At 68.7% G+C, this 17,623-nt stretch carries 18 protein-coding genes; 7 read left to right on the top strand and 11 right to left on the bottom strand.

The genetic code is table 11. The features are described 5' to 3' along the window. The first annotated feature begins 135 nt into the window (after positions 1-135). A complete protein-coding gene (locus BJP32_RS13330) occupies positions 136-1,509 on the top strand; it encodes a metallophosphoesterase (protein WP_046653089.1) in 1,374 nt (457 codons plus the stop codon). Between the two features lie 4 nt (positions 1,510-1,513). On the opposite strand, the gene BJP32_RS13325 is transcribed toward BJP32_RS13330, so the two are convergent. The 3 genes from BJP32_RS13325 to chpT all read right to left on the bottom strand — a co-directional run bounded on the left by BJP32_RS13325 (position 1,514) and on the right by chpT (position 3,485). After that, a complete protein-coding gene (locus BJP32_RS13325; protein WP_046653087.1) occupies positions 1,514-2,329 on the bottom strand; it encodes a protein-glutamate O-methyltransferase CheR in 816 nt (271 codons plus the stop codon). Then, positions 2,326-2,709, bottom strand: coding sequence for a PleD family two-component system response regulator (locus tag BJP32_RS13320; RefSeq protein ID WP_003166687.1), 384 nt, complete (start codon positions 2,707-2,709; stop codon positions 2,326-2,328). The genes BJP32_RS13325 and BJP32_RS13320 overlap by 4 nt, the downstream gene beginning before the upstream one ends. Positions 2,710-2,771: 62 nt before the next feature. Next, on the bottom strand, positions 2,772-3,485 hold the full coding sequence (gene chpT / locus BJP32_RS13315; RefSeq protein ID WP_046653085.1) for a histidine phosphotransferase ChpT: 714 nt from the start codon (positions 3,483-3,485) through the stop codon (positions 2,772-2,774). Between the two features lie 100 nt (positions 3,486-3,585). On the opposite strand from chpT, the gene cysQ reads away from it, so the two are divergent. Next, positions 3,586-4,383 (top strand): 3'(2'),5'-bisphosphate nucleotidase CysQ, encoded by a 798-nt coding sequence (gene cysQ, locus BJP32_RS13310; protein WP_046653084.1) that lies wholly within the window; start codon positions 3,586-3,588, stop codon positions 4,381-4,383. Between the two features lie 6 nt (positions 4,384-4,389). Here the strand turns inward: cysQ and BJP32_RS13305 are convergent, their stop codons facing one another. The 5 genes from BJP32_RS13305 to map all read right to left on the bottom strand — a co-directional run bounded on the left by BJP32_RS13305 (position 4,390) and on the right by map (position 7,705). Continuing rightward, positions 4,390-5,283 carry an oxidoreductase gene (locus tag BJP32_RS13305; protein WP_046653082.1) on the bottom strand — a complete coding sequence of 298 codons (894 nt, stop codon included), beginning with the start codon at positions 5,281-5,283 and terminating at the stop codon, positions 4,390-4,392. A gap of 4 nt (positions 5,284-5,287) precedes the next feature. After that, positions 5,288-5,530, bottom strand: a complete 243-nt coding sequence (locus BJP32_RS13300; protein WP_003166683.1) for a BolA/IbaG family iron-sulfur metabolism protein — start codon at positions 5,528-5,530, stop codon at positions 5,288-5,290. Positions 5,531-5,611: 81 nt separating this feature from the next. Then, positions 5,612-6,130: a GNAT family N-acetyltransferase gene (locus BJP32_RS13295; protein WP_046653081.1), complete on the bottom strand. Its 519-nt coding sequence runs from the start codon at positions 6,128-6,130 to the stop codon at positions 5,612-5,614. After that, positions 6,127-6,858, bottom strand: coding sequence for a DNA repair protein RadC (radC, locus tag BJP32_RS13290; protein ID WP_046653079.1), 732 nt, complete (start codon positions 6,856-6,858; stop codon positions 6,127-6,129). Before radC ends, BJP32_RS13295 begins: the two co-directional genes overlap by 4 nt. A gap of 25 nt (positions 6,859-6,883) precedes the next feature. Further along, positions 6,884-7,705 carry a type I methionyl aminopeptidase gene (gene map / locus BJP32_RS13285; RefSeq protein ID WP_046653077.1) on the bottom strand — a complete coding sequence of 274 codons (822 nt, stop codon included), beginning with the start codon at positions 7,703-7,705 and terminating at the stop codon, positions 6,884-6,886. A 151-nt stretch (positions 7,706-7,856) separates the two neighbouring features. On the opposite strand from map, the gene BJP32_RS13280 reads away from it, so the two are divergent. Together BJP32_RS13280 and BJP32_RS13275 are read left to right on the top strand one after the other, a co-directional pair. Next, positions 7,857-8,627 carry a competence/damage-inducible protein A gene (locus tag BJP32_RS13280; protein ID WP_046653075.1) on the top strand — a complete coding sequence of 257 codons (771 nt, stop codon included), beginning with the start codon at positions 7,857-7,859 and terminating at the stop codon, positions 8,625-8,627. 181 nt (positions 8,628-8,808) lie between these two features. Continuing rightward, on the top strand, positions 8,809-10,113 hold the full coding sequence (locus tag BJP32_RS13275; RefSeq protein ID WP_046653074.1) for an OmpP1/FadL family transporter: 1,305 nt from the start codon (positions 8,809-8,811) through the stop codon (positions 10,111-10,113). 78 nt (positions 10,114-10,191) lie between these two features. On the opposite strand, the gene BJP32_RS13270 is transcribed toward BJP32_RS13275, so the two are convergent. From BJP32_RS13270 to BJP32_RS13260, 3 genes are all read right to left on the bottom strand, one after another. Beyond that, entirely contained in the window at positions 10,192-11,694 is a 1,503-nt protein-coding gene (locus BJP32_RS13270; RefSeq protein ID WP_369822421.1) for a DEAD/DEAH box helicase, read from the bottom strand. Between the two features lie 279 nt (positions 11,695-11,973). Then, positions 11,974-12,621 (bottom strand): DUF1345 domain-containing protein, encoded by a 648-nt coding sequence (locus tag BJP32_RS13265; RefSeq protein WP_046653072.1) that lies wholly within the window; start codon positions 12,619-12,621, stop codon positions 11,974-11,976. Positions 12,622-12,678: 57 nt separating this feature from the next. Beyond that, on the bottom strand, positions 12,679-13,794 hold the full coding sequence (locus BJP32_RS13260) for an aromatic ring-hydroxylating dioxygenase subunit alpha (protein WP_076224461.1): 1,116 nt from the start codon (positions 13,792-13,794) through the stop codon (positions 12,679-12,681). Between the two features lie 99 nt (positions 13,795-13,893). On the opposite strand from BJP32_RS13260, the gene BJP32_RS13255 reads away from it, so the two are divergent. The 3 genes from BJP32_RS13255 to BJP32_RS13245 all read left to right on the top strand — a co-directional run bounded on the left by BJP32_RS13255 (position 13,894) and on the right by BJP32_RS13245 (position 17,584). Further along, positions 13,894-14,838 (top strand): alpha/beta fold hydrolase, encoded by a 945-nt coding sequence (locus BJP32_RS13255; protein ID WP_003166675.1) that lies wholly within the window; start codon positions 13,894-13,896, stop codon positions 14,836-14,838. Beyond that, a complete protein-coding gene (locus BJP32_RS13250) occupies positions 14,835-15,455 on the top strand; it encodes a class I SAM-dependent methyltransferase (RefSeq protein WP_076224459.1) in 621 nt (206 codons plus the stop codon). Before BJP32_RS13255 ends, BJP32_RS13250 begins: the two co-directional genes overlap by 4 nt. Positions 15,456-15,544: 89 nt before the next feature. Beyond that, positions 15,545-17,584 (top strand): transglycosylase domain-containing protein, encoded by a 2,040-nt coding sequence (locus BJP32_RS13245; RefSeq protein WP_076224457.1) that lies wholly within the window; start codon positions 15,545-15,547, stop codon positions 17,582-17,584. Positions 17,585-17,623: the final 39 nt, after the last annotated feature.

Here is a 17,623-nt window from a genome sequence, read left to right as displayed (position 1 = left end):
GACAGGGACACAGGCCGGAACAAACCGCCGTTCGTTTCACATATGAGACACCCCTCAAGTTGTGCAGTGCAACCCGCCGTGCCATGCAGATCGGCTGCGTCGTCTCCCGCAGGGTCGCGCACCGGAGACTTTCAGATGACCTTCGCCTTCCCCTCCCGTCGCCGCTTCTTGGGCGCCGCAGCCGTGTTGCCGCTGATCGGCGGCGCCCTGCCCGCCTTTGGTCAGACTCGCGAAAGCGCCGTCGTCGGCCGCGTCCTGGCCATGTCCGACCTGCACTCCGCCTATGAGCGCAGCGCCCAGTTGCTGGCCGCCCTGCGCGCCGAGGTCCGCAGCCGGCCGGTTCCGCATCTGATCGCGATCGACGGCGACATCTTCGAGCACGGCAACGTCGTCTCGGTGCGGTCCGAAGGCGCGATCGACTGGGCCTTCCTGGCCGCCCTGCCCGCCATCGCCCCGACGGTGGTCAATCTGGGCAACCACGACAACGATCTGACGCCGGACCTGCATGAGGTGGTCGCGCGGATGCGCGGCCTGGGGATCACCGTCATCAGCAACATCGTCGACGCGCGAACCGGTCAGCCCTATGCGCCGGCGGCGACTGAACTGGCCTTCGGCGATCGACGGCTGCGCATCATCGGCTTCGGCACGAACGCGCTGAACACCTATCCCAAGGCCAGCCGCGACTGGCTGTCGATCCCCGAGCCGAGCGAATGGGCGAACGCTCAGCTGCCGACCCTGACGGACGACGCGAACCTGACCCTGGTGATGAGCCACGCCGGGGTGGCGGGCGATCGTGGGATGCTGTCCGCCCTGCCCGACGGCGCCCTGATGATCGGGGGGCACAACCACCTGCTGTTCCAGGAGAAGCTGGGGCGCGGCCTCTACGCCCACACCGGATCGTGGAGCAACGCCTATACGGCGGCCGACTATCTCAGCGACGGAAGCGTGCGGGCGCAGTCGCGCACCGTCGCCCTGGACGGCCCCGCCGACCCGGCCCTGGCCGCCCTGATCCGCACGACGCTGGACCGGCATCTGACCGATCAGGAGCGCGCCGTCCTCGGGATCAGTTCGACCTCCCTGTCGCTGGGCGACACCGGCCGCGCCGTGGCCGCAACCTTCGCCCGCTTCGCCGGGGCCCAGGCGGGCTTCATCGGCCACACCACCCTGGGCACGGGCCTGGCCGCCGGTCCGGTCAGCCGCTACGCCTTCGACGCCGTGGTGCGTTTCGACGGCAAGCTGATGATGGCCGAGGTTCCGGCCGCGCGCCTGGCCGAACTGACCGCCCTGGCCAATCAGGACCGGGTCATGCCCTTCGCACGCCGCACCGGCGACTTCGTCTATGGCGCGGTCGAAGGCGGCGAACAACGCGAGACGGTCCGCATCGTCACCACCGACTGGTGCGCGCTGAACCAGCATGAGTATTTCGGCGTCACGGACTTAGCCTTCGCCGAGGTTCCCGGTCCCGGCGTCAAGGCCGTCGCCGCCCAGGGCCTGCTGTCGGTCGCCTGACGGTTCAGGCGGCGCGGCGCGCGGCGGCCGCGCTCTTCACATAGAGCCCCTTGCGCCCGGCCACCGGGCGGAAGGCCACGCTGTCGCCGTCCGGCCGCTCGTCGTGGCCCAGGAACAGGCAGCCGTCGTCGACCATCCGCCGCTCCAGCCCGTCCAGCACCCGGGCGCGACGCTCCGGCGCCATGTCGCCCAGGACGTTGCGGCAGAAGACCACATCGAACCGACCCTCATCCGTCGGCTCGTCCAGCAGGTTGGCGCGCGTAAAGGCGATGGCGGCGCGCAATTCGGGGCGCGCCCGCCACTGGTCGTCGACCTGTTCGAACCAGCGCAGCATGGCGCGCGCCGACAGGCCGCGCTGAATCTCGAACGAGGTGTAGAGGCCCGACATGGCCTTCTCGATCGCCTGGCGCGACAGGTCCGTGGCCTCGATCTCCACCTGAGCCCCCGCCTCCAGGGCGGCGATGGCCAGGGAATAGGCCTCCTGCCCGGTCGAGGCGCCAGCGCACCAGATGCGCACCCGGCCGCCCGGCCGCGCCGCCGTCAGGGCGGGCAGCAGTTCGCGCTCCATCACTTCGAAGGCCGCGCGGTCGCGCCGGAACCAGGTCTCGCCGTTCAGCAGGGCCTCGATCACGCTCCAGCCCAGGGAAGCGACCGGGCGGCTCCACAGACTGGTCAGCATGGCCTCGACGTTGTGATAGCCTTCGCGCCGCGCCACAGGCCCCAGCCGGTGCTCGGCCAGCTGCATCCGGTCTCGGGTCAGCCGGAAGCCGGCGCGGGACGCCAGCAAGGTCTGAAGACGATCGAAATCCTCCGGCGTCATGACGGCGACTGCACCACTCCCACTTCGGCGAGCTTGGCTTGCAGGATCTCGCCGTCGAAGGGCTTCATAACATATTCGTCGGCCCCTGCGGACAGGGCTTCGGCGATTCGGTCGGCCCGCGTCTCGACTGAGCAGAACAGAACCTTGGGCGCGCGCCCTTCCGGCAGATCGCGCAGACGACGCAGGAAGGCCAGGCCGTCCATCACCGGCATCTGCCAGTCCAGCAGCACCACCTGCGGCATGGCGGCCTGGCAATAGTCCAGCGCCTCGGCGCCGTCGGCCGCCTCGGCCACGTCGAAGGACAGATCCTCCAGGATGCGGCGCGCCACCTTGCGGATGATGCGGCTGTCATCGACGATCAGACAGGTTCTGGGGTCCACTGGGTCGTTTCCCGTTTCGCGCGAGATCGAAATCACGCTCTCGCCATAGTCGTTCAGGCGGGTTAACGGAGCGTTGGATCGACGAACGCGGTTTGCTCATTAGCGCCCGGCAGACGCGCCATCAAGGCCACGCGGCCCTCTTCGGTCGCCAGGTCCAGCCGTCCGCCCGCCTCGCGCGCCGTCAGCCACAGCCAATAGGGCTGGATCCACTGGCCCGCCAGACCCTCGGTCAGCCGCTCGCCCTTCAGGCCGACCACGGCCTCGGGCTTGAACCGGGCGCGGGCGCCCTCGGCCGAACCGACCAGGAACAGCTGGTCCCCTTCGCGGCGGACCGTCACCACCGCCGCCCCGCCCATCGGCAGGGCCGAAACGGTCAGGTAGGCCAGGTTGATCAGGGCGCGAGCCTGAATCTTGGTGAAGGTTTCCTCGCCGACGCGCCAGTCCAGCGTGGCGCGCCCGCCGTCGGTCAGGCCCGCGACCAGGCCGTGCAGTTCGGCGCCGGAGAACTGTTCGCTGCTGGTCGCCGCGCCGAAGGCCACGCGCGCGAAATGCACCAGGGCCACCATCTTGGCCGCGCTCTGACGGATCAGGCCCAAGGCGTCGTCGCGCATGTCCTGAGCGGTGGGGTCGTCCAGCAGGTCCAGGCCCGACATCACCGCGCCCGCCGGGCTGATGAAGTCGTGGCACAGCTTGGCCGCGATGAAGGCGGCCAGTTCGGCGCCGTCCACAGGCAGATCGGCGGCGGATAGAGAGGCAGGGTCGTCGGAAACGGTCATGATGCCAAGGGCGCGGCGCGCAGGTTTTCAGAAAGGTTAAGGCCAAGGTGGCCTGATTTGCCGGTTCGTTAAACCGGCCGCATGGTCTATCGAGCGCTTCATGATCGTCTCCGCCTACGCCGACCTCGAAACCGCCCTCGCCTCCGGCCGCCTGGCCGAGGTCATCGCCGACATCGCCGAGGAGGCCGCGCGCCTGATCCTGCCCTACTGGCGGGCCGATACGGCCGTGGAGACCAAGGCCGACGCCAGCCCCGTCACCGAAGCCGACCGCGCCGCCGAGGCCCTGATCCTGGCTCGGCTGGCCGAACACTGGCCCCAGGTCGAGGCCGTCGCCGAAGAGGCCGTCGCCGCCGACGGCGCCCCGCCGTCGGTCGGCGAGTGGTTCTGGCTGATCGACCCGCTGGACGGCACCAAGGGCTTTGTTCAAGGGCGCGAGAGCTATTCGGTCAATATCGCCCTGATCCGCGACGACGCGCCCGTCGCGGGCGTGGTGACGGCTCCGGCCCTGGGGATCAGCTGGCGCTCGGCTGCGCCGGGCCAGGGGGCCCTTCGCCGCGCCTTCGGCGAGCCGTGGCGCCCGATCCGGGTGCGCGAACGCCCGGCCGACGCCGTCGCCCTGGTCAGCCACAGCATCAGCGAAGACGACGCCCGACGCCTGGCCGCCCGCAACGGCTGCATCCAGTGGCAGGGCATGGATTCCTCGCTGAAGTTCTGCCTGATCGCCGAGGGCCGCTTCGACGCCTATCCGCGCACCGGCCCGACCAGCGAATGGGACACCGCCGCCGGCCAGGCCGTGCTGGAGGCGGCTGGCGGCCGCGTCCTGGCCGAGGACGGCCGTCCCCTGGCCTATGGCAAGCCCGGCTTCCTCAACGGCCCCTTCTCCGCCATCGGCGCCTGAGGGCGGTCAGGCCGAAGCGTCCACCCGCGCCATCTCGATCTGAGCCGAGAGACCGGCGGGCAGGTCGCGCTCGGGCACGCTCGCCAGTTCCTCCAGATGCGCCCGATCCTTGGGCCGGACCAGCACGCTGGCCACCGACGGATCAGCCAGGGCGTAGGCCAGGCAGATGGCCTCGCCAGTCCAGCCCGGCGTCCGGTGCAGGAAGGCGAAGCTGCCCGGCCGCTCCAAATCGGCCTCGCCGCGCCCCGCGCCCCAGGCGCCGAACAGGCCCCGCTTCTTCGGCCCGCCCGCATCAGCCGCGCGGCGCTCGGTCGCCAGACTGTCGGGGAAGTAGTCGTCGGCGAACAGGCTCATCTCCCGATCGCGCGCGGCCCTCATGCGCGAGCGCACCTGCCAGGGCACATTGACATGGAAAGGCGTGAACAGGACGTCGAAGGCCCCGGTCGAGACATAGAGATCCGTCACCGGCTCGTCGCCGGACACCCCCAGCATCCGCACATATTCGGCCTTCCGCATGGCCTTCAGGGCGGTCAGGGAGGTCTGCGGCAGCTCATTCTCGGCCGGGCGCTCCAGCACCGCCATGTCGAACCAGCCCAGGCCCGAGGCGTGCAGCCCCTGTTCGATCGAACGCCCCAGGGCCATCGCCGAGAAATCCCGGTCGGCCCCCAGGCTGACGCTGACCCATACCAACCGCCGCTCGACATGGCCCAAGGCCTCGCCGACAGCCTGCAGCAACGTCGGGTCCAGCCGCTCCAGATGATAGGCGTTCACCCCCGCCTCCAGCCCCGCGAACACCAGGTCGCGGACATGGTTCGGCCCGCGCGCCGTCGCCTCTGCCCCCAGGCTGAGCGTCAGGCTGGAGACCGCGGCCCCTGTGGCGCCGAAGGGGCGATAGCGCACGGGATCAGCCGGCCTCGACCGGCGCCGAGGTCTCCAGCGCCAGGGCGTGCAGTTCGCCGCCCATCTTGCCCTTGAGCGCGGCGTAGACGGTCTGGTGCTGGCGCACGCGGTTCATGCCGCGAAAGACCTCGGACACGATACGGGCGCGATAGTGGTCGCCGTCGCCCGCCAGATCCTCAATGGCGATGTCCGCGTCGGGGAAGGCCTCGACCAGATGGGCGCGAAGGTCGTCGACGGACATGGGCATCACAGAACTCCTAGAAGGCAGAAGGCCGTCTCAGGGCCTGAATTGTAAAGCTTATCGCCCCGCGTCCCTTCTGTCAGCCGGTCATCCGGCGCGGGGACGCTCATACAGGTCGACGGTCGATCCCTTGTAGTCGGCGCGGGCGTAGGGGCGATAGCCCACCCGTTCGGCCAGACGCACCGAAGGCGCGTTCTCGGGCGAGATCATGCAGACCGTACGCGGCTCCAGCCGATAGGCGTCGGTCCAGGCCAGGGCCGCCTCCAGCGCCTCGCGCGCCAGGCCCGCGCCCTGGAAGGCGGGCGCCACGCCCCAGCCCAGCTCCGGCGCGTCGAAGGGCGGGTCGATCTCGCGGCGGTAGTCCAGCACCCCGACGCTGCCGACATAGGCGCCCGTCGTCGTCTCGCGGATCGACCAGTTGCCATAGCCCTTGGCCTGCCAGTGGCCGATGTCGCGCAGCAGGCGGAACCAGACCTCCTCCTCCGACAGTCCACGCCCCATGATGTGGCGGGTGAACTCGGCGTCGGCCCACAGGGCGGTCAGGTCGTTCATGTCGCCGACGGTGACGGGCGTCAGCGTCAGGCGCGCGGTCGAAAGAACAGTCACATCAATCCCAGTTGCTTGAAGCTGGCCACGCCTTCGCGGCCGACGATGAGGTGGTCGTGAACCTGGACCGACAGGGCGCGCGCCGCCTCGACCACCTGCTTGGTCATGTCGATGTCGGCCCGGCTGGGCGTCGGATCGCCCGAGGGGTGGTTGTGAACGATGATCATGGCGCTGGCCGACAGCTCCAACGCCCGGCGCACCACCTCGCGCGGATAGACAGGGGCATGGTCGACCGTGCCCCGGTTCTGGATCTCGTCGAGGATCAACTGGTTCTTCTTGTCGAGATAGAGGACACGGAACTGCTCGCGCGGCTCGTGTTGCAACGACAGGCGCACATAGGCCAGCAGGGCCGTCCACGACGAGATGACGGTGCGCTTGTTCGCCTCTTCCTTGGCCACCCGGCGCGAGACTTCATGCAGGGCGGCCAGGTCCAGCGCCGTCTCGGCGCCCACCCCCTTGGGCCGCCCGCGCGAATCCTCGGCCCTGACCGTCATCAGATCCTCGACCGAGGCCGCCAGCACCGCCGCCAGCGACCCGAACCGCGCCAGCAGGGCCTTGGCCACCGGCTTGACGTCGCCCTGCGGCTGGCTGCGGAACAGGAACAGCTCCAGCAGCTCATAGTCCGGCAGATGATGGAGGCCCGCCGTGCGCGCGCGTTCGCGCAGCCGCTCGCGATGCCCGGCGTGGTGCGGCTTGGCCTTCGGTTGTTCCGGCGGTTGATCCAGCATCAGCCTCCCCCGAAGGGAGACTAGCTCAGAATTTCGGGCGGAACAGGCCCTTCGGCGAGGCGGTGAAGATTTCCAGCCCGTCCTCGGTCACGCCGATCGAATGTTCGCACTGGGACGACAGCGACTTGTCGCGCGTCACGGCGGTCCAGCCGTCCGACAGCACCTTCACCGCCGGCTTGCCCAGGTTCACCATCGGCTCGACGGTGAAGAACATGCCCGGCTTCAGCACCGCGCCTTCGCCGCGACGGCCGTAGTGCAGGACGTTGGGGCTGTCGTGGAAGACCCGGCCGATGCCGTGGCCGCAGAAGTCGCGCACCACGCTCATGCGCTGGGCCTCGACGAATTTCTGAATGGCGAAGCCGATGTCGCCGAAGGTGTTCCCCGGCTTGATCTGGGCCAGGCCCAGGTCCAGCGAGTCATAGGTGACGTCGATCAGCTTCTTGGCGCGGGCGTTGATCTCGCCGACCGGATACATGCGGCTGCTATCGCCATGCCAACCGTCGACGATGACGGTGTGGTCGATGTTGACGATGTCGCCTTCCTTCAGAACCTTGTCGCCCGGAATGCCGTGGCAGACGACGTGGTTGATCGAGGTGCAAACCGTCTTGGTGTAACCCTTGTAGCCCAGGCAGGCGGGGACGCCGCCGTTGTTCAGGGTGAACTCGCGCACCAGGTCGTCCAACTCGCCCGTGGTCACGCCCGGCTTCACATGCTCGCCGATCATGTCCAGCGCCTCGGCGACCAGACGGCCGGCCTTGCGCATGCCCTCGAACCCTTCCGCGTCATAGATGCGGATTTCGTGGCTGCGGACGAAGACGTCGGTTTCCAGGTCGGGGGTCTCGTACATGCTCGGCTTTCGGGGAGGCGCGCGCTCCGCAAGGGCGCGGAACGGGCGAAGAGGCTGCTTTCAGGACTTCAGATGGTCAGACTAGCACAAAACCTCAAGCCCGTCAGGGTTCGCCGCTGACGCAGGGCCGCGCCCATCCTATCTACGAGCCATGCCCCAGATCGCCCCCTCCCCCACCGCCGCCGTCCTGATCATCGGCGACGAAATCCTGTCGGGCCGCACGCGCGACACCAATCTGACCACCCTGGCCCGGTTTCTGGCGCCGCTGGGCGTCGATCTGATGGAGGCGCGGGTGGTCGGCGACCGTCAGGATCAGATCGTCGGGGCCCTGAACGCCCTGCGTGCAGCCCACGACTATGTCTTCACCACCGGCGGCATCGGCCCGACCCATGACGACATCACCGCCGATGCGGTCGGCGCCGCCTTCGGCGTTCCGGTCAGCGAACACCCCGAGGCGCTCGCCATCCTCGCGCGCCGCTATGCGCCGGGCGAGTTCAACGCCGCGCGGCGCCGCATGGCCCGCGTGCCCGACGGCGGCGTGCTGATCGCCAACCCGGTCAGCGGCGCGCCGGGCTTTCAGGTCGAAAACGTCTTCGTCATGGCCGGCGTGCCCAAGATCATGGAGGCCATGCTGGACGACGTGGCGCCTCGCCTGAAGACGGGCGTCCCGGTCCATAGCCGTTCGTTGCGCGTCACCGGCGTCGGCGAAGGCGCGGTGGCCGACATCCTGCGCGCCGCGGCCGAGGCGCGGCCGCACCTGTCCTTCGGCTCCTACCCCTTCGGATTCAGCGTCGATCAGACGCCTGGCCAGGTCGGAACCCACCTGGTGATCCGGGGACGGGATTCGGCCGAAGTTGACGCAGCGGAACACGATCTTGCTGCAAACCTGCGTTCTTCAGGCATCGAAATTGCCGCTACGTAACCTCACCAAGGTGTGAAATTGTGCGATTTTTGCGCCACTCTTTCGCCGAGAAGCGGTCCGACACCGGCCTCGGACGCAACGCTTTCATGACACGGACGCTGTGATGAGTAGCGTGGCGGCTCTCCCCGAACCAAGGCCGTCCGCTTTTCCAATGGCCGGCCCACGACATAGGTGAAGCGTAATGACCCCCAGGAATATGGCCCGCCTCGGCGGCCTGGCACTGACCACCGCCCTGATGACGGGCGTCGCCGCCCCGGCCTTCGCCGGCTCCTTCTATCTGCAGGAACAGTCCGTGCGCGGCGCTGGACGCGCCTTCTCGGGCGAAGCCGCCGATCGCGGCGTCGGCTCGATGTGGTGGAACCCCGCCTCCATCGCCCGCAGCGGCCGCGAAGTCTCCGTCGGACTGCACGCCATCCGCATCGATTCCGAAGTGAAGAACGCCGGCTCCTACCTGACCTATCCGGGCGGCGTGGACGCGCCGGTGCGCAACCCGCGCAACACCGAAGTCGATCCGATCGAAAGCGGCCTGGTGCCGAACTTCGCCTTCGCCACGCCGATCGGCGACCGCTTCGCCGTCGGCGTCTCGGTGGCCGCCCCCTACAACTTCACCACCAAGTACGAACAGGGCTCCTTCGCCCGCTACGACGCCCTGACGTCGGAGTTGCGTTCAGGCGACGCCAGCCTGACCGTGGCCTACCAGGTCAACGACTGGCTGGACGTCGGCGCCGGGCTGAACGCCCAGTTCGTCAAGGCCAAGCTGACCTCGGCCATGCCGAACCTGTCGCCGCTGCTGCCCGATGGCTCCAACAGCCTGGAAGGCGACGGCTGGGACTTCGGCTGGAACGTCGGCGCCCAGGTGCACAAGGGGCCTTGGGACTTCGGTCTCAGCTACCGCTCCAAGATCGAGCATGAGCTGGAAGGCGACGTAACCGTGGCCGGCCTGCTGGGTCCGCTGGCGGGCGCCAACGTCTCGACCGGCGGCAAGGCCGGCTTCAACACCCCGTGGTTCGCCTCGGCCTCGGTCCGCTACGCCGTCAACGACAAGCTGACCCTGAACGCCCAGGTCAATCGCATCGGCTGGTCCGAGTTCGACGCCATCACCGTCGAATACACGGGCGGCGGCGACGTCATCCATCAGAACTACAAGGACGTGACCACCGGCGCCATCGGCCTGGACTACGCCCTCAGCGACAAGACCACTCTGCGCGCCGGCGTCGGCTATGACCCGACCCCGACCCGCGACAGCCTGCGCACGGCCCGCATCCCCGACGCCGACCGCTGGCTGTTCTCGGTCGGCGGCTCGACCGAAGTGACCGAAGGCGTCACCTTCGACGCCGGTCTGACCTACATCGCCTTCAGCGACTCGACCATCCACGACGACCGCACCTTCTACGCCGGCACCCCGGCGGCCGTGACCTCGCACCTGCGCGGCGAGGCCGAAGGCTCGGCCCTGGTCGCCTCGATCGGCGCGCGCTGGGCCTTCTGATCCCGGCTTGACGGCGGACAAGGAAACGGCGGCTCCCGCAAAGGAGCCGCCGTTTTTATTCGCCTCATGCCGAGAGCGTCAGCCCTGGGCGGCGTGGCCCTTGCCGCCGTTCGACGGGCGACGACGACGCGGGCGGCGCTGCAGTTCGCCGACCGGCTTGGGCTCGGCCGCAGGCGTCGCGCGCGCGGCCGAACGGGCGCGGTCGCCCGCCATCGGATCATAGGCCGCCGCCGGACGCTCGGCCGCAGGCGCGCCGTTGCGGCCGCGACGCTGACGGTGCGGCTGACCGCCGCCCTCCAGCTTGACGCCCTCGCGGTGCGGATTGCGACCGCCGCGACCACGGCCGCCCCGGCCTTCGCCCTGCGGCTTGCCTTCACGCTCGGGCAGGGTCGCCTTCTTGGCCACGCCCGCCGACATGATGGAGGCGTCCAGCTGGGCCAGCGCCTTGTCGTTGCGGCGGTCGATCGCGGGGATCTTCTGGCGCGTGACCTTCTCGATGTCCTTCAGCAACTTCATCTCGTCGCCGGCGACAAAGCTGATGGCGGTGCCGTCCTTGCCCGCGCGGGCCGTGCGGCCGATGCGGTGGACATAGGCTTCCGGCACATAGGGCAGCTCGAAGTTCACCACGTGAGTGACCTTGTCCACGTCGATGCCGCGCGCGGCGATGTCGGTGGCGACCAGGACGCGCAGCTTGCCGTTCTTGAACGCCTCAAGCGCGCGCTCGCGTTGCGGCTGGCTCTTGTTGCCGTGGATGGCGCCGGCCTCGACGCCGCCCGCTTCCAGATAGGCCGCGACCTTGTCGGCGCCGTGCTTGGTCTTGGTGAAGACCAGGCAGCGCGTATAGGCGGGGTCAGAGAACAGCTCGGTCAGCAGGGCGCGCTTCTTGCCCTGCTCGACCCAGATCACCGACTGCTTGATGCGCTCGACCGTGGTGGCCTGCGGCGTGACCTGGACCTTGACCGGGTCCTTCAGCAGCTCGCCGGCCAGCTTGCCGATCTCCGACGGCATGGTGGCCGAGAAGAACAGGTTCTGACGCTTGGCCGGGATGCGGCTGACGATCTGGCGGATCGGCTTGATGAAGCCCAGGTCCAGCATCTGATCGGCTTCGTCCAGAACGAAGATCTCGCAGGTCGACAGGTCCAGAGTCTTTTGCTGGATGTGGTCCAGCAGGCGGCCGGGCGCGGCCACCAGAACGTCCAGACCCTGCTGCAGGGCGCGTTCCTGGGCGCCGTATTTCACGCCGCCGAAGATGACCGCCACGCGGAAGCCCAGGTGGGCGCCGTACTGTTTGAAGCTGTCGCCGATCTGAGTGGCCAGCTCGCGCGTCGGGCTCAGGATCAGGGCGCGCGTGGTGCGCGGGCGCGGCGCCACGCGGTTCTCGGCCAGGCGATGCAGGATCGGCAGGGCGAAGGCCGCCGTCTTGCCGGTGCCCGTCTGGGCGATGCCCAGCAGATCCTTGCCCTTCATCACGTCGGGGATGGCCTTGGCCTGGATCGGCGTCGGCTTCTCATAGCCGGTCGCGGCCAGGGCGGTCAGGAGAGCCTTATTCAGGCCCATGGATTCAAAGGTAATTTCGCTCACGTCTATCTTTCACGAACGACGACGGGCGCAGCCGGACAGGGCCGGTTTCACAAAGGGCGCACGTCGCCTGCCCGAAGTTCGGGCGGGGAACGGGCGCCGCCCCGCGTGTATGGACGACGTATGAAATCGAATGATCCGGCCGCTCGACAGACAGGCCTTCCGGGGAGGGAAGCCCAACACGCGCTGGAACGCGCCGGTCATCGCATTGTGCGATGCAGCGCAGATGGGCCTCAATAGCGGCCAAGTCAAGGCGCCCGGCTGGAATGGGCGTGCGAAAGCCTAGAGCAGGCTCACGGCCATATTCACCGCCAGGGCCAGGATCACCGTGTTGAAGACGAAGGCGATCAGGCTGTGCACGGTGGCGATCCGGCGCAGTTTACGGCTGCTGATCTGGATGTCGGCCGTCTGGTTGGCCACGCCGATGATCAAGGAGAAATGCAGGAAGTCGCCGTAGTCCGCCTCTTCTTCGCCGGGAAAGATCAGCCCGCGCCGATCGCCGCCGCCGTGGGCGGGCGCATAGAATTCATGGGCGTAGTGCAGGGCGAACAGGACGTGAGTGAACAGCCAGGAGGCGGCGATGGTGCCGATGGAGAACAACGCCTCGCCCAGGCTCGGCTTGCCGCCGTCCGCCGTCTCCATGACGATCACGAAAACGCTGGCCGCCGCCGCCAGCAAACTGAGCGGCAGGACGGCGCCGCCCGCCTGATCCAGGTCCGCCGCTCGCTTGCGGATAGCCGCCGTCGTGCGATGGCGATACAGGCGGATGAAGGTGAGCGTCAGGAAGATGCAGACGCTGGCGTCCCAGGCGGCGGCGATCCGCATCGGCCAGTCCCACGCGGCAGGCGTTAAAATCACCGCGACCGCCAGGACGGCGAGCCCCAGCCACAGGGCGAAATGCAGACGGAAGATGCGCGCGATCCGCTTCATGGCCGCATGATTACGCGGTTCCGCGCCGCCGACCAGAGCCCCCGCCCGCCCTGACCGTCAGCTCTTCCAGCGCAGCACCGTCTCCTTGATCGGATTGGCGAAGGCGCGGCCCTCGGCGCGGCTCTTCAGCCATTCGCGCTTCAGCTGCTGGTACCATTTCGCCTGTTTGTCGGCGTCGTCGATCCAGATCAGGGCCGGGTCGTATTTCAGCCCCTCGTTCTGCAGGTTCACCATGCCGCCGTCCTGCTTCAGGAAGGCCACGACGCCCATGCGCAGGAAGGGCTTGGCGATGCCGAACACCCAGTGGTCGGACCAGAAGATCTGGGTGATGCGGGTCTTGGTCTCATTCACCGGCGTCAAGCAGGTCAGGGCCAGCACCTGCTTTTCGCCCACCTGGATATGCTCCCAGCGATAGCCCGGCAGGCGGAAGGTGATCTCCGTCGCGGGCGCCCCGCCCAGCACCTTATAGAGGCGGCTGTTCGACGACGGCGCGTGACGCACCATGGCCCAGCCGAAGTCGACCGGGGCGAAGGTCTTGGCCTTCTCGTGCATCGAATGTTCGGAACGCCACCACCACTGCTGATGGACGTAAGGCCCGTGGGCGGGGTCCATCAGGCCGACGACGGCGTGGTCGATATGGCTGTCGAAATCCATCCACTCGACCAGACGCGGCTGGCTGACTGCGCCCGGAAACTGCGGCGGTTCCTGATCCGGCTCGGACGGGTTGCGGGCGTCGGCCGCCATCCAGACGAAGACCATCCCCTGGCTCTCGCGCACCGGATAGACGCGCACCTTGATGCGGTTGGCCTCGAACGCCTGATCCTCGACCAGCGACGGGATGGCCGCGCAGACGCCGTCCGGCCGGAAGCGCCAGCCGTGATAGGGGCATTCGATCGTCTCGCCCTCGCCGGGCTTTTCGACCAGCCGCCCGGCCGACAGCGGCGCCGCGCGATGGGGGCAGATGTCGCGCATGCCATAGACCTCGCCCGCGCGGGTGCGGCCGATCAAGACCGGCTCGCCCATGATCTCATAGCGTTTCAGGCTGGCGACCGGCACGTCGCGCGCCAGGGCGACGAAATACCAGGCGTCGGTGATGAAGCCCTTGCCGAAGGCGGTCGGCGGGGCTTTGGCTTCGGGCGTGGCGGAAGGTGCGGGCGCGGCGTCTGCGATCATGGCCGCCTTGTAGCAGCAGGGACGGGCGGCCGTCCAAAGGCCATTCCCTTCCTCAGCCGATGAATTAATCTGGCGCAAATTCTCTTTGGGAGAGACGCCTTGATCCGCACCGCCTCAGCCGCCTTCATCGCCGCCGCCCTGTTGCTGGCCGCTGCGCCCGCCCTGGCTCAGGACGGTCACGTCAACCATGCGGCCCACGACGCGGCGCACGCCGCCTTCGCCTCCGACCGCCTCAGCGTCCGCGTCGACGGGCCGGAGGGCGCGCCCGATCTGATCCTGATCCCCGGCCTGTCGTCCTCGCCCGACATCTGGCAGGGCACGGTCGATCACCTGGCCGGGCGCTATCGCGTCCACCGCATCCACCTCGCCGGCTTCGCGGGCGCCGCGCCGCAGGCCAATGCGCAAGGCGATGCGCCCCAGCCGGTCGGCGCCCCCGTGGCCGAGGAGATCGCCCGCTACATCCGCGAACAGCATCTGAACAAGCCCGCCGTCGTCGGCCACTCCATGGGCGGGACCATGGGCATGATGCTGGCCGCGCGTCACCCCGAGCTGGTCGGCAAGCTGATGGTCGTGGACATGATCCCCTTCATGGGCGCCATGTTCGGCGCGCCCGGTGCAACAGCCGAAAGCGTGACCCCCGTCGCCGATCAGATCTGGACCGCCCAGTCGGCCAGCCCGCGCGAGGCCTACGTCGCCCAGGCCACCACCGCCATCAACGGGATGATCAATACGGAAAGCCGCCGCAAAGAGGCGCTTCAGGACATGCGCGACAGCGACCAGAAGGTCTCGGCCGCCGCCTTCCGCGAACTGGTCACCACCGACCTGCGCCCCGAACTGGCGAAGATCACCGCCCCGACCGAGGTGCTCTACGTCAAGTTCAACGACGCCCGCATGACCGACGCCGTCACCGACGCCATCTATCAGATGTCGTTCGCGACCCTGCCTGGCGCCAAGCTGAAGCGCATCGACGACAGCGCCCACTTCATCATGTTCGACCAGCCGACGGCCTTCTACGGCGAACTGGACGCCTTCCTGGCCAAATGAGCCACCCGGCCGCGGATCGGATCGTCGGCCTGTATCAGGACAAGGCGGCGGACTGGATTCGCGACCGGGGCGACGCCCTTCGCCGTCATGAAGGCGACTGGGACGAGGCCGCGTGGCTGGATCGCTTCACAGAAGGCTGGCCGCCCGGCGCTCGCGTGCTGGACGTCGGTTGCGGCTCGGGCTGGCCGATGGGCGCCGCCCTGCTGGAGCGCGGCTTTGAAATCGTCGGCCTGGACGCCTCGCCCGGCCTGATCGCCCATGCGCGCGAGACCCTGCCCAAAGGCGACTGGCGCATCGGCGACATGCGCGACGGCCTGCCGGACGGCGCCTTTCACGGCGTTCTGGCCTGGCACAGCCTGTTCCATCTGACGCCTGAGGCGCAGGCGGCGGTCCTGCCCGCCCTGGCCGCCCGCGTCGGTCCGGGCGGGCGGCTGATGTTCACCGCCGGTCCCGCCCACGGCGAGGCGATCGGCGAATGGCGCGGCGAGGCGCTCTATCACGGCAGCCTGGACCCCGACGCCTATCGCGCCCTGCTGACCGAGGCTGATCTGACGGTGGAGAACGCCGGCGATCAAGGCGTCTGGCTGGCCCGGCGCGCCATTCTTTCGGCGAAATAGGCGCTCACGCTGCCGTGATCGGAAACGGGGGCGTTTTCGTCGGCGATGCGAACGGCTAGGGTTCGCGCCGCTGGCATAGAGGGATATTCATGGCGCGCAAAGACCGCGGACCCGACGGGAACGATCAGGGCGGAAGAAAACCACGCCGGACCTTCATGGGCCGCCTCTTCTACTGGGGCGCGGTGCTGGCCGTCTGGGGCCTGATCTTCGCCGTCGTCTTCTTCGCCGTCTTCGCGCGCGACCTGCCGGACACCTCCAGCCTGTATGAGGTCGATCGCCAGCCCTCGATCACCTATCTGGACCGCTCCGGCGCCCTGATCGCGGTGCGCGGCACCCAGATGGCGCCGCCGGTCGATCTGGACGCCCTGCCCGACTACGTCCCCGCGGCCTTCGTGGCCATCGAGGACCGCCGCTTCTACCACCACCCCGGCTTCGACCCGATCGGCATGAGCCGCGCCATGGCCTCGAACCTGAAGGCCGGGCGCGTGGTCCAGGGCGGCTCGACCATCACCCAGCAGCTGGCCAAGAACCTGTTCCTGACGCCCGATCAGAACATGAAGCGCAAGGTTCAGGAGCTGATGCTGGCCGTGTGGCTGGAGATGAAGTTCTCCAAGAAGGAGATCCTCGCCCTTTATCTGAACCGCGTCTATTTCGGCGCCGGCGCCTATGGCATCGAATCCGCTTCGCAACGCTATTTCGACAAGAGCGCCGACAAGCTGACGGTCGGCGAGGCGGCCCTGCTGGCGGGCCTGCTGAAGGCGCCCTCGCGCTATTCGCCGGTATCCGAGAGCGAGCGCGCCGCCACCCGCGCCAATGTCGTGCTGAACGAAATGGTCGAGGTCGGCGCCATCACCCCGGCCCAGCGCGAGGCCGCCGTGGCCGAGCCGGTGCGGGTGTCCAAGACCCTGGCCAGCCAGCACGCCCAATACTTCATCGACTGGCTGGACAAGCAGATCCGCGGCCTGGTCGGCGAGCCGACCGAAGACCTCGTGGTCGAGACCACCCTGGACCTGACCTTGCAGACCGACGCCGAGCGCGCCGTGCGCCGCATCCTGGATCGCGACAAGGGCAAGGGCGTCGAACAGGCCGCCCTGGTCGCCCTGGACGGCGACGGCCGGGTGCGCGCCATGATCGGCGGCGCCTCTTACGGCGACAGCCAGTTCAACCGCGCCGTCGATGCGCGTCGCCAGTCCGGTTCGGCCTGGAAGCCCTTCGTCTATCTGGCGGCGGTCGAGGCCGGCTACACGCCCGAGACCCCGGTGGTCGACCAGCCCGTGACCATCGGCGGCTGGTCGCCGCGCAACTATTCCGGCCGCTTCTCCGGTCAGATGACCCTGGCCCAGGCCGTGGCCCAGTCGACCAACACCGTCGCCGCCTATGTCGCCGATCAGGTCGGGCGCGACAGCGTGGCCCGCGCCGCGCGCCGTCTGGGGATCAGCAGTGAAATCGGCCTGCAGCCGTCCATGGCCCTGGGCGCCGTCGAGGTCAGCCCGTTGGAGATGGCTCAGGCCTATGACGCCTTCGCCAACGGCGGCCGCCGCGTCGACGCCTATGGCATCAGCCGCATCCGCACCCCGTCCGGCCGGGTCATCTACACCCACGGCCCATCCGAAGGCGGTCAGGCCATCAACAATCCGCCGCTCTACTACATGAACCAGATGCTGCGCGGGGTGATCACCTCGGGCAGCGGTCGTTCGGCCGCCATCGGCGGGCGCGACATCGCAGGCAAGACCGGCACCACCTCGGACTATAAGGACGCCTGGTTCGTCGGCTACACGGGCGGCTTCGTCGCCGCCGTCTGGGTCGGCAAGGACGACAACAAGCCGATGGCCCGCGTCACCGGCGGCTCCTCGCCCGCCGCCATCTGGCGCGGCTTCATGGAGGCGGCCCTGCCCAAGCTGGCGGTTCAGGCCATCCCCAACGGCCCGCCCCTGCCCGAAGGCTGGATCCCGCCCGATCCCGTCGGCGACCTGATGGGTCAGGTCGAGGATCCCTACGCCACGGCCCAGCCCTATGAGGACGCGCCGCCGCCCATCGTCATCGACGGCCAAGCCACGCAGCCGCAACAGCCCCCGGCGGCGCGCCCCAGCCCGCCGCAAGAGCGCCAACCGGACGCGCTGTTCTTCTAGATTCTCCCTTCTCCTCTTGTGGGAGAAGATGGCCCGCCA

The organism is Brevundimonas sp. ZS04 (assembly GCF_001956865.1).
Taxonomy (GTDB): Bacteria; Pseudomonadota; Alphaproteobacteria; order Caulobacterales; family Caulobacteraceae; genus Brevundimonas; species Brevundimonas diminuta.
Note: the sequence above shows the minus strand (reverse complement) of the source record. Positions and strands in the feature narration are given on the sequence as shown.

Coding starts and splice junctions, on each gene's coding strand:
- BJP32_RS13330 (WP_046653089.1), top strand. CDS start 136: ATGACCTTCGCCTTCCCCTCCCGTCGCCGCTTCTTGGGCGCCGCAGCC.
- BJP32_RS13325 (WP_046653087.1), bottom strand. CDS start 2,329: ATGACGCCGGAGGATTTCGATCGTCTTCAGACCTTGCTGGCGTCCCGC.
- chpT (WP_046653085.1), bottom strand. CDS start 3,485: ATGACCGTTTCCGACGACCCTGCCTCTCTATCCGCCGCCGATCTGCCT.
- cysQ (WP_046653084.1), top strand. CDS start 3,586: ATGATCGTCTCCGCCTACGCCGACCTCGAAACCGCCCTCGCCTCCGGC.
- BJP32_RS13300 (WP_003166683.1), bottom strand. CDS start 5,530: ATGCCCATGTCCGTCGACGACCTTCGCGCCCATCTGGTCGAGGCCTTC.
- radC (WP_046653079.1), bottom strand. CDS start 6,858: ATGCTGGATCAACCGCCGGAACAACCGAAGGCCAAGCCGCACCACGCC.
- map (WP_046653077.1), bottom strand. CDS start 7,705: ATGTACGAGACCCCCGACCTGGAAACCGACGTCTTCGTCCGCAGCCAC.
- BJP32_RS13280 (WP_046653075.1), top strand. CDS start 7,857: ATGCCCCAGATCGCCCCCTCCCCCACCGCCGCCGTCCTGATCATCGGC.
- BJP32_RS13275 (WP_046653074.1), top strand. CDS start 8,809: ATGACCCCCAGGAATATGGCCCGCCTCGGCGGCCTGGCACTGACCACC.
- BJP32_RS13265 (WP_046653072.1), bottom strand. CDS start 12,621: ATGAAGCGGATCGCGCGCATCTTCCGTCTGCATTTCGCCCTGTGGCTG.
- BJP32_RS13260 (WP_076224461.1), bottom strand. CDS start 13,794: ATGATCGCAGACGCCGCGCCCGCACCTTCCGCCACGCCCGAAGCCAAA.
- BJP32_RS13250 (WP_076224459.1), top strand. CDS start 14,835: ATGAGCCACCCGGCCGCGGATCGGATCGTCGGCCTGTATCAGGACAAG.
- BJP32_RS13245 (WP_076224457.1), top strand. CDS start 15,545: ATGGCGCGCAAAGACCGCGGACCCGACGGGAACGATCAGGGCGGAAGA.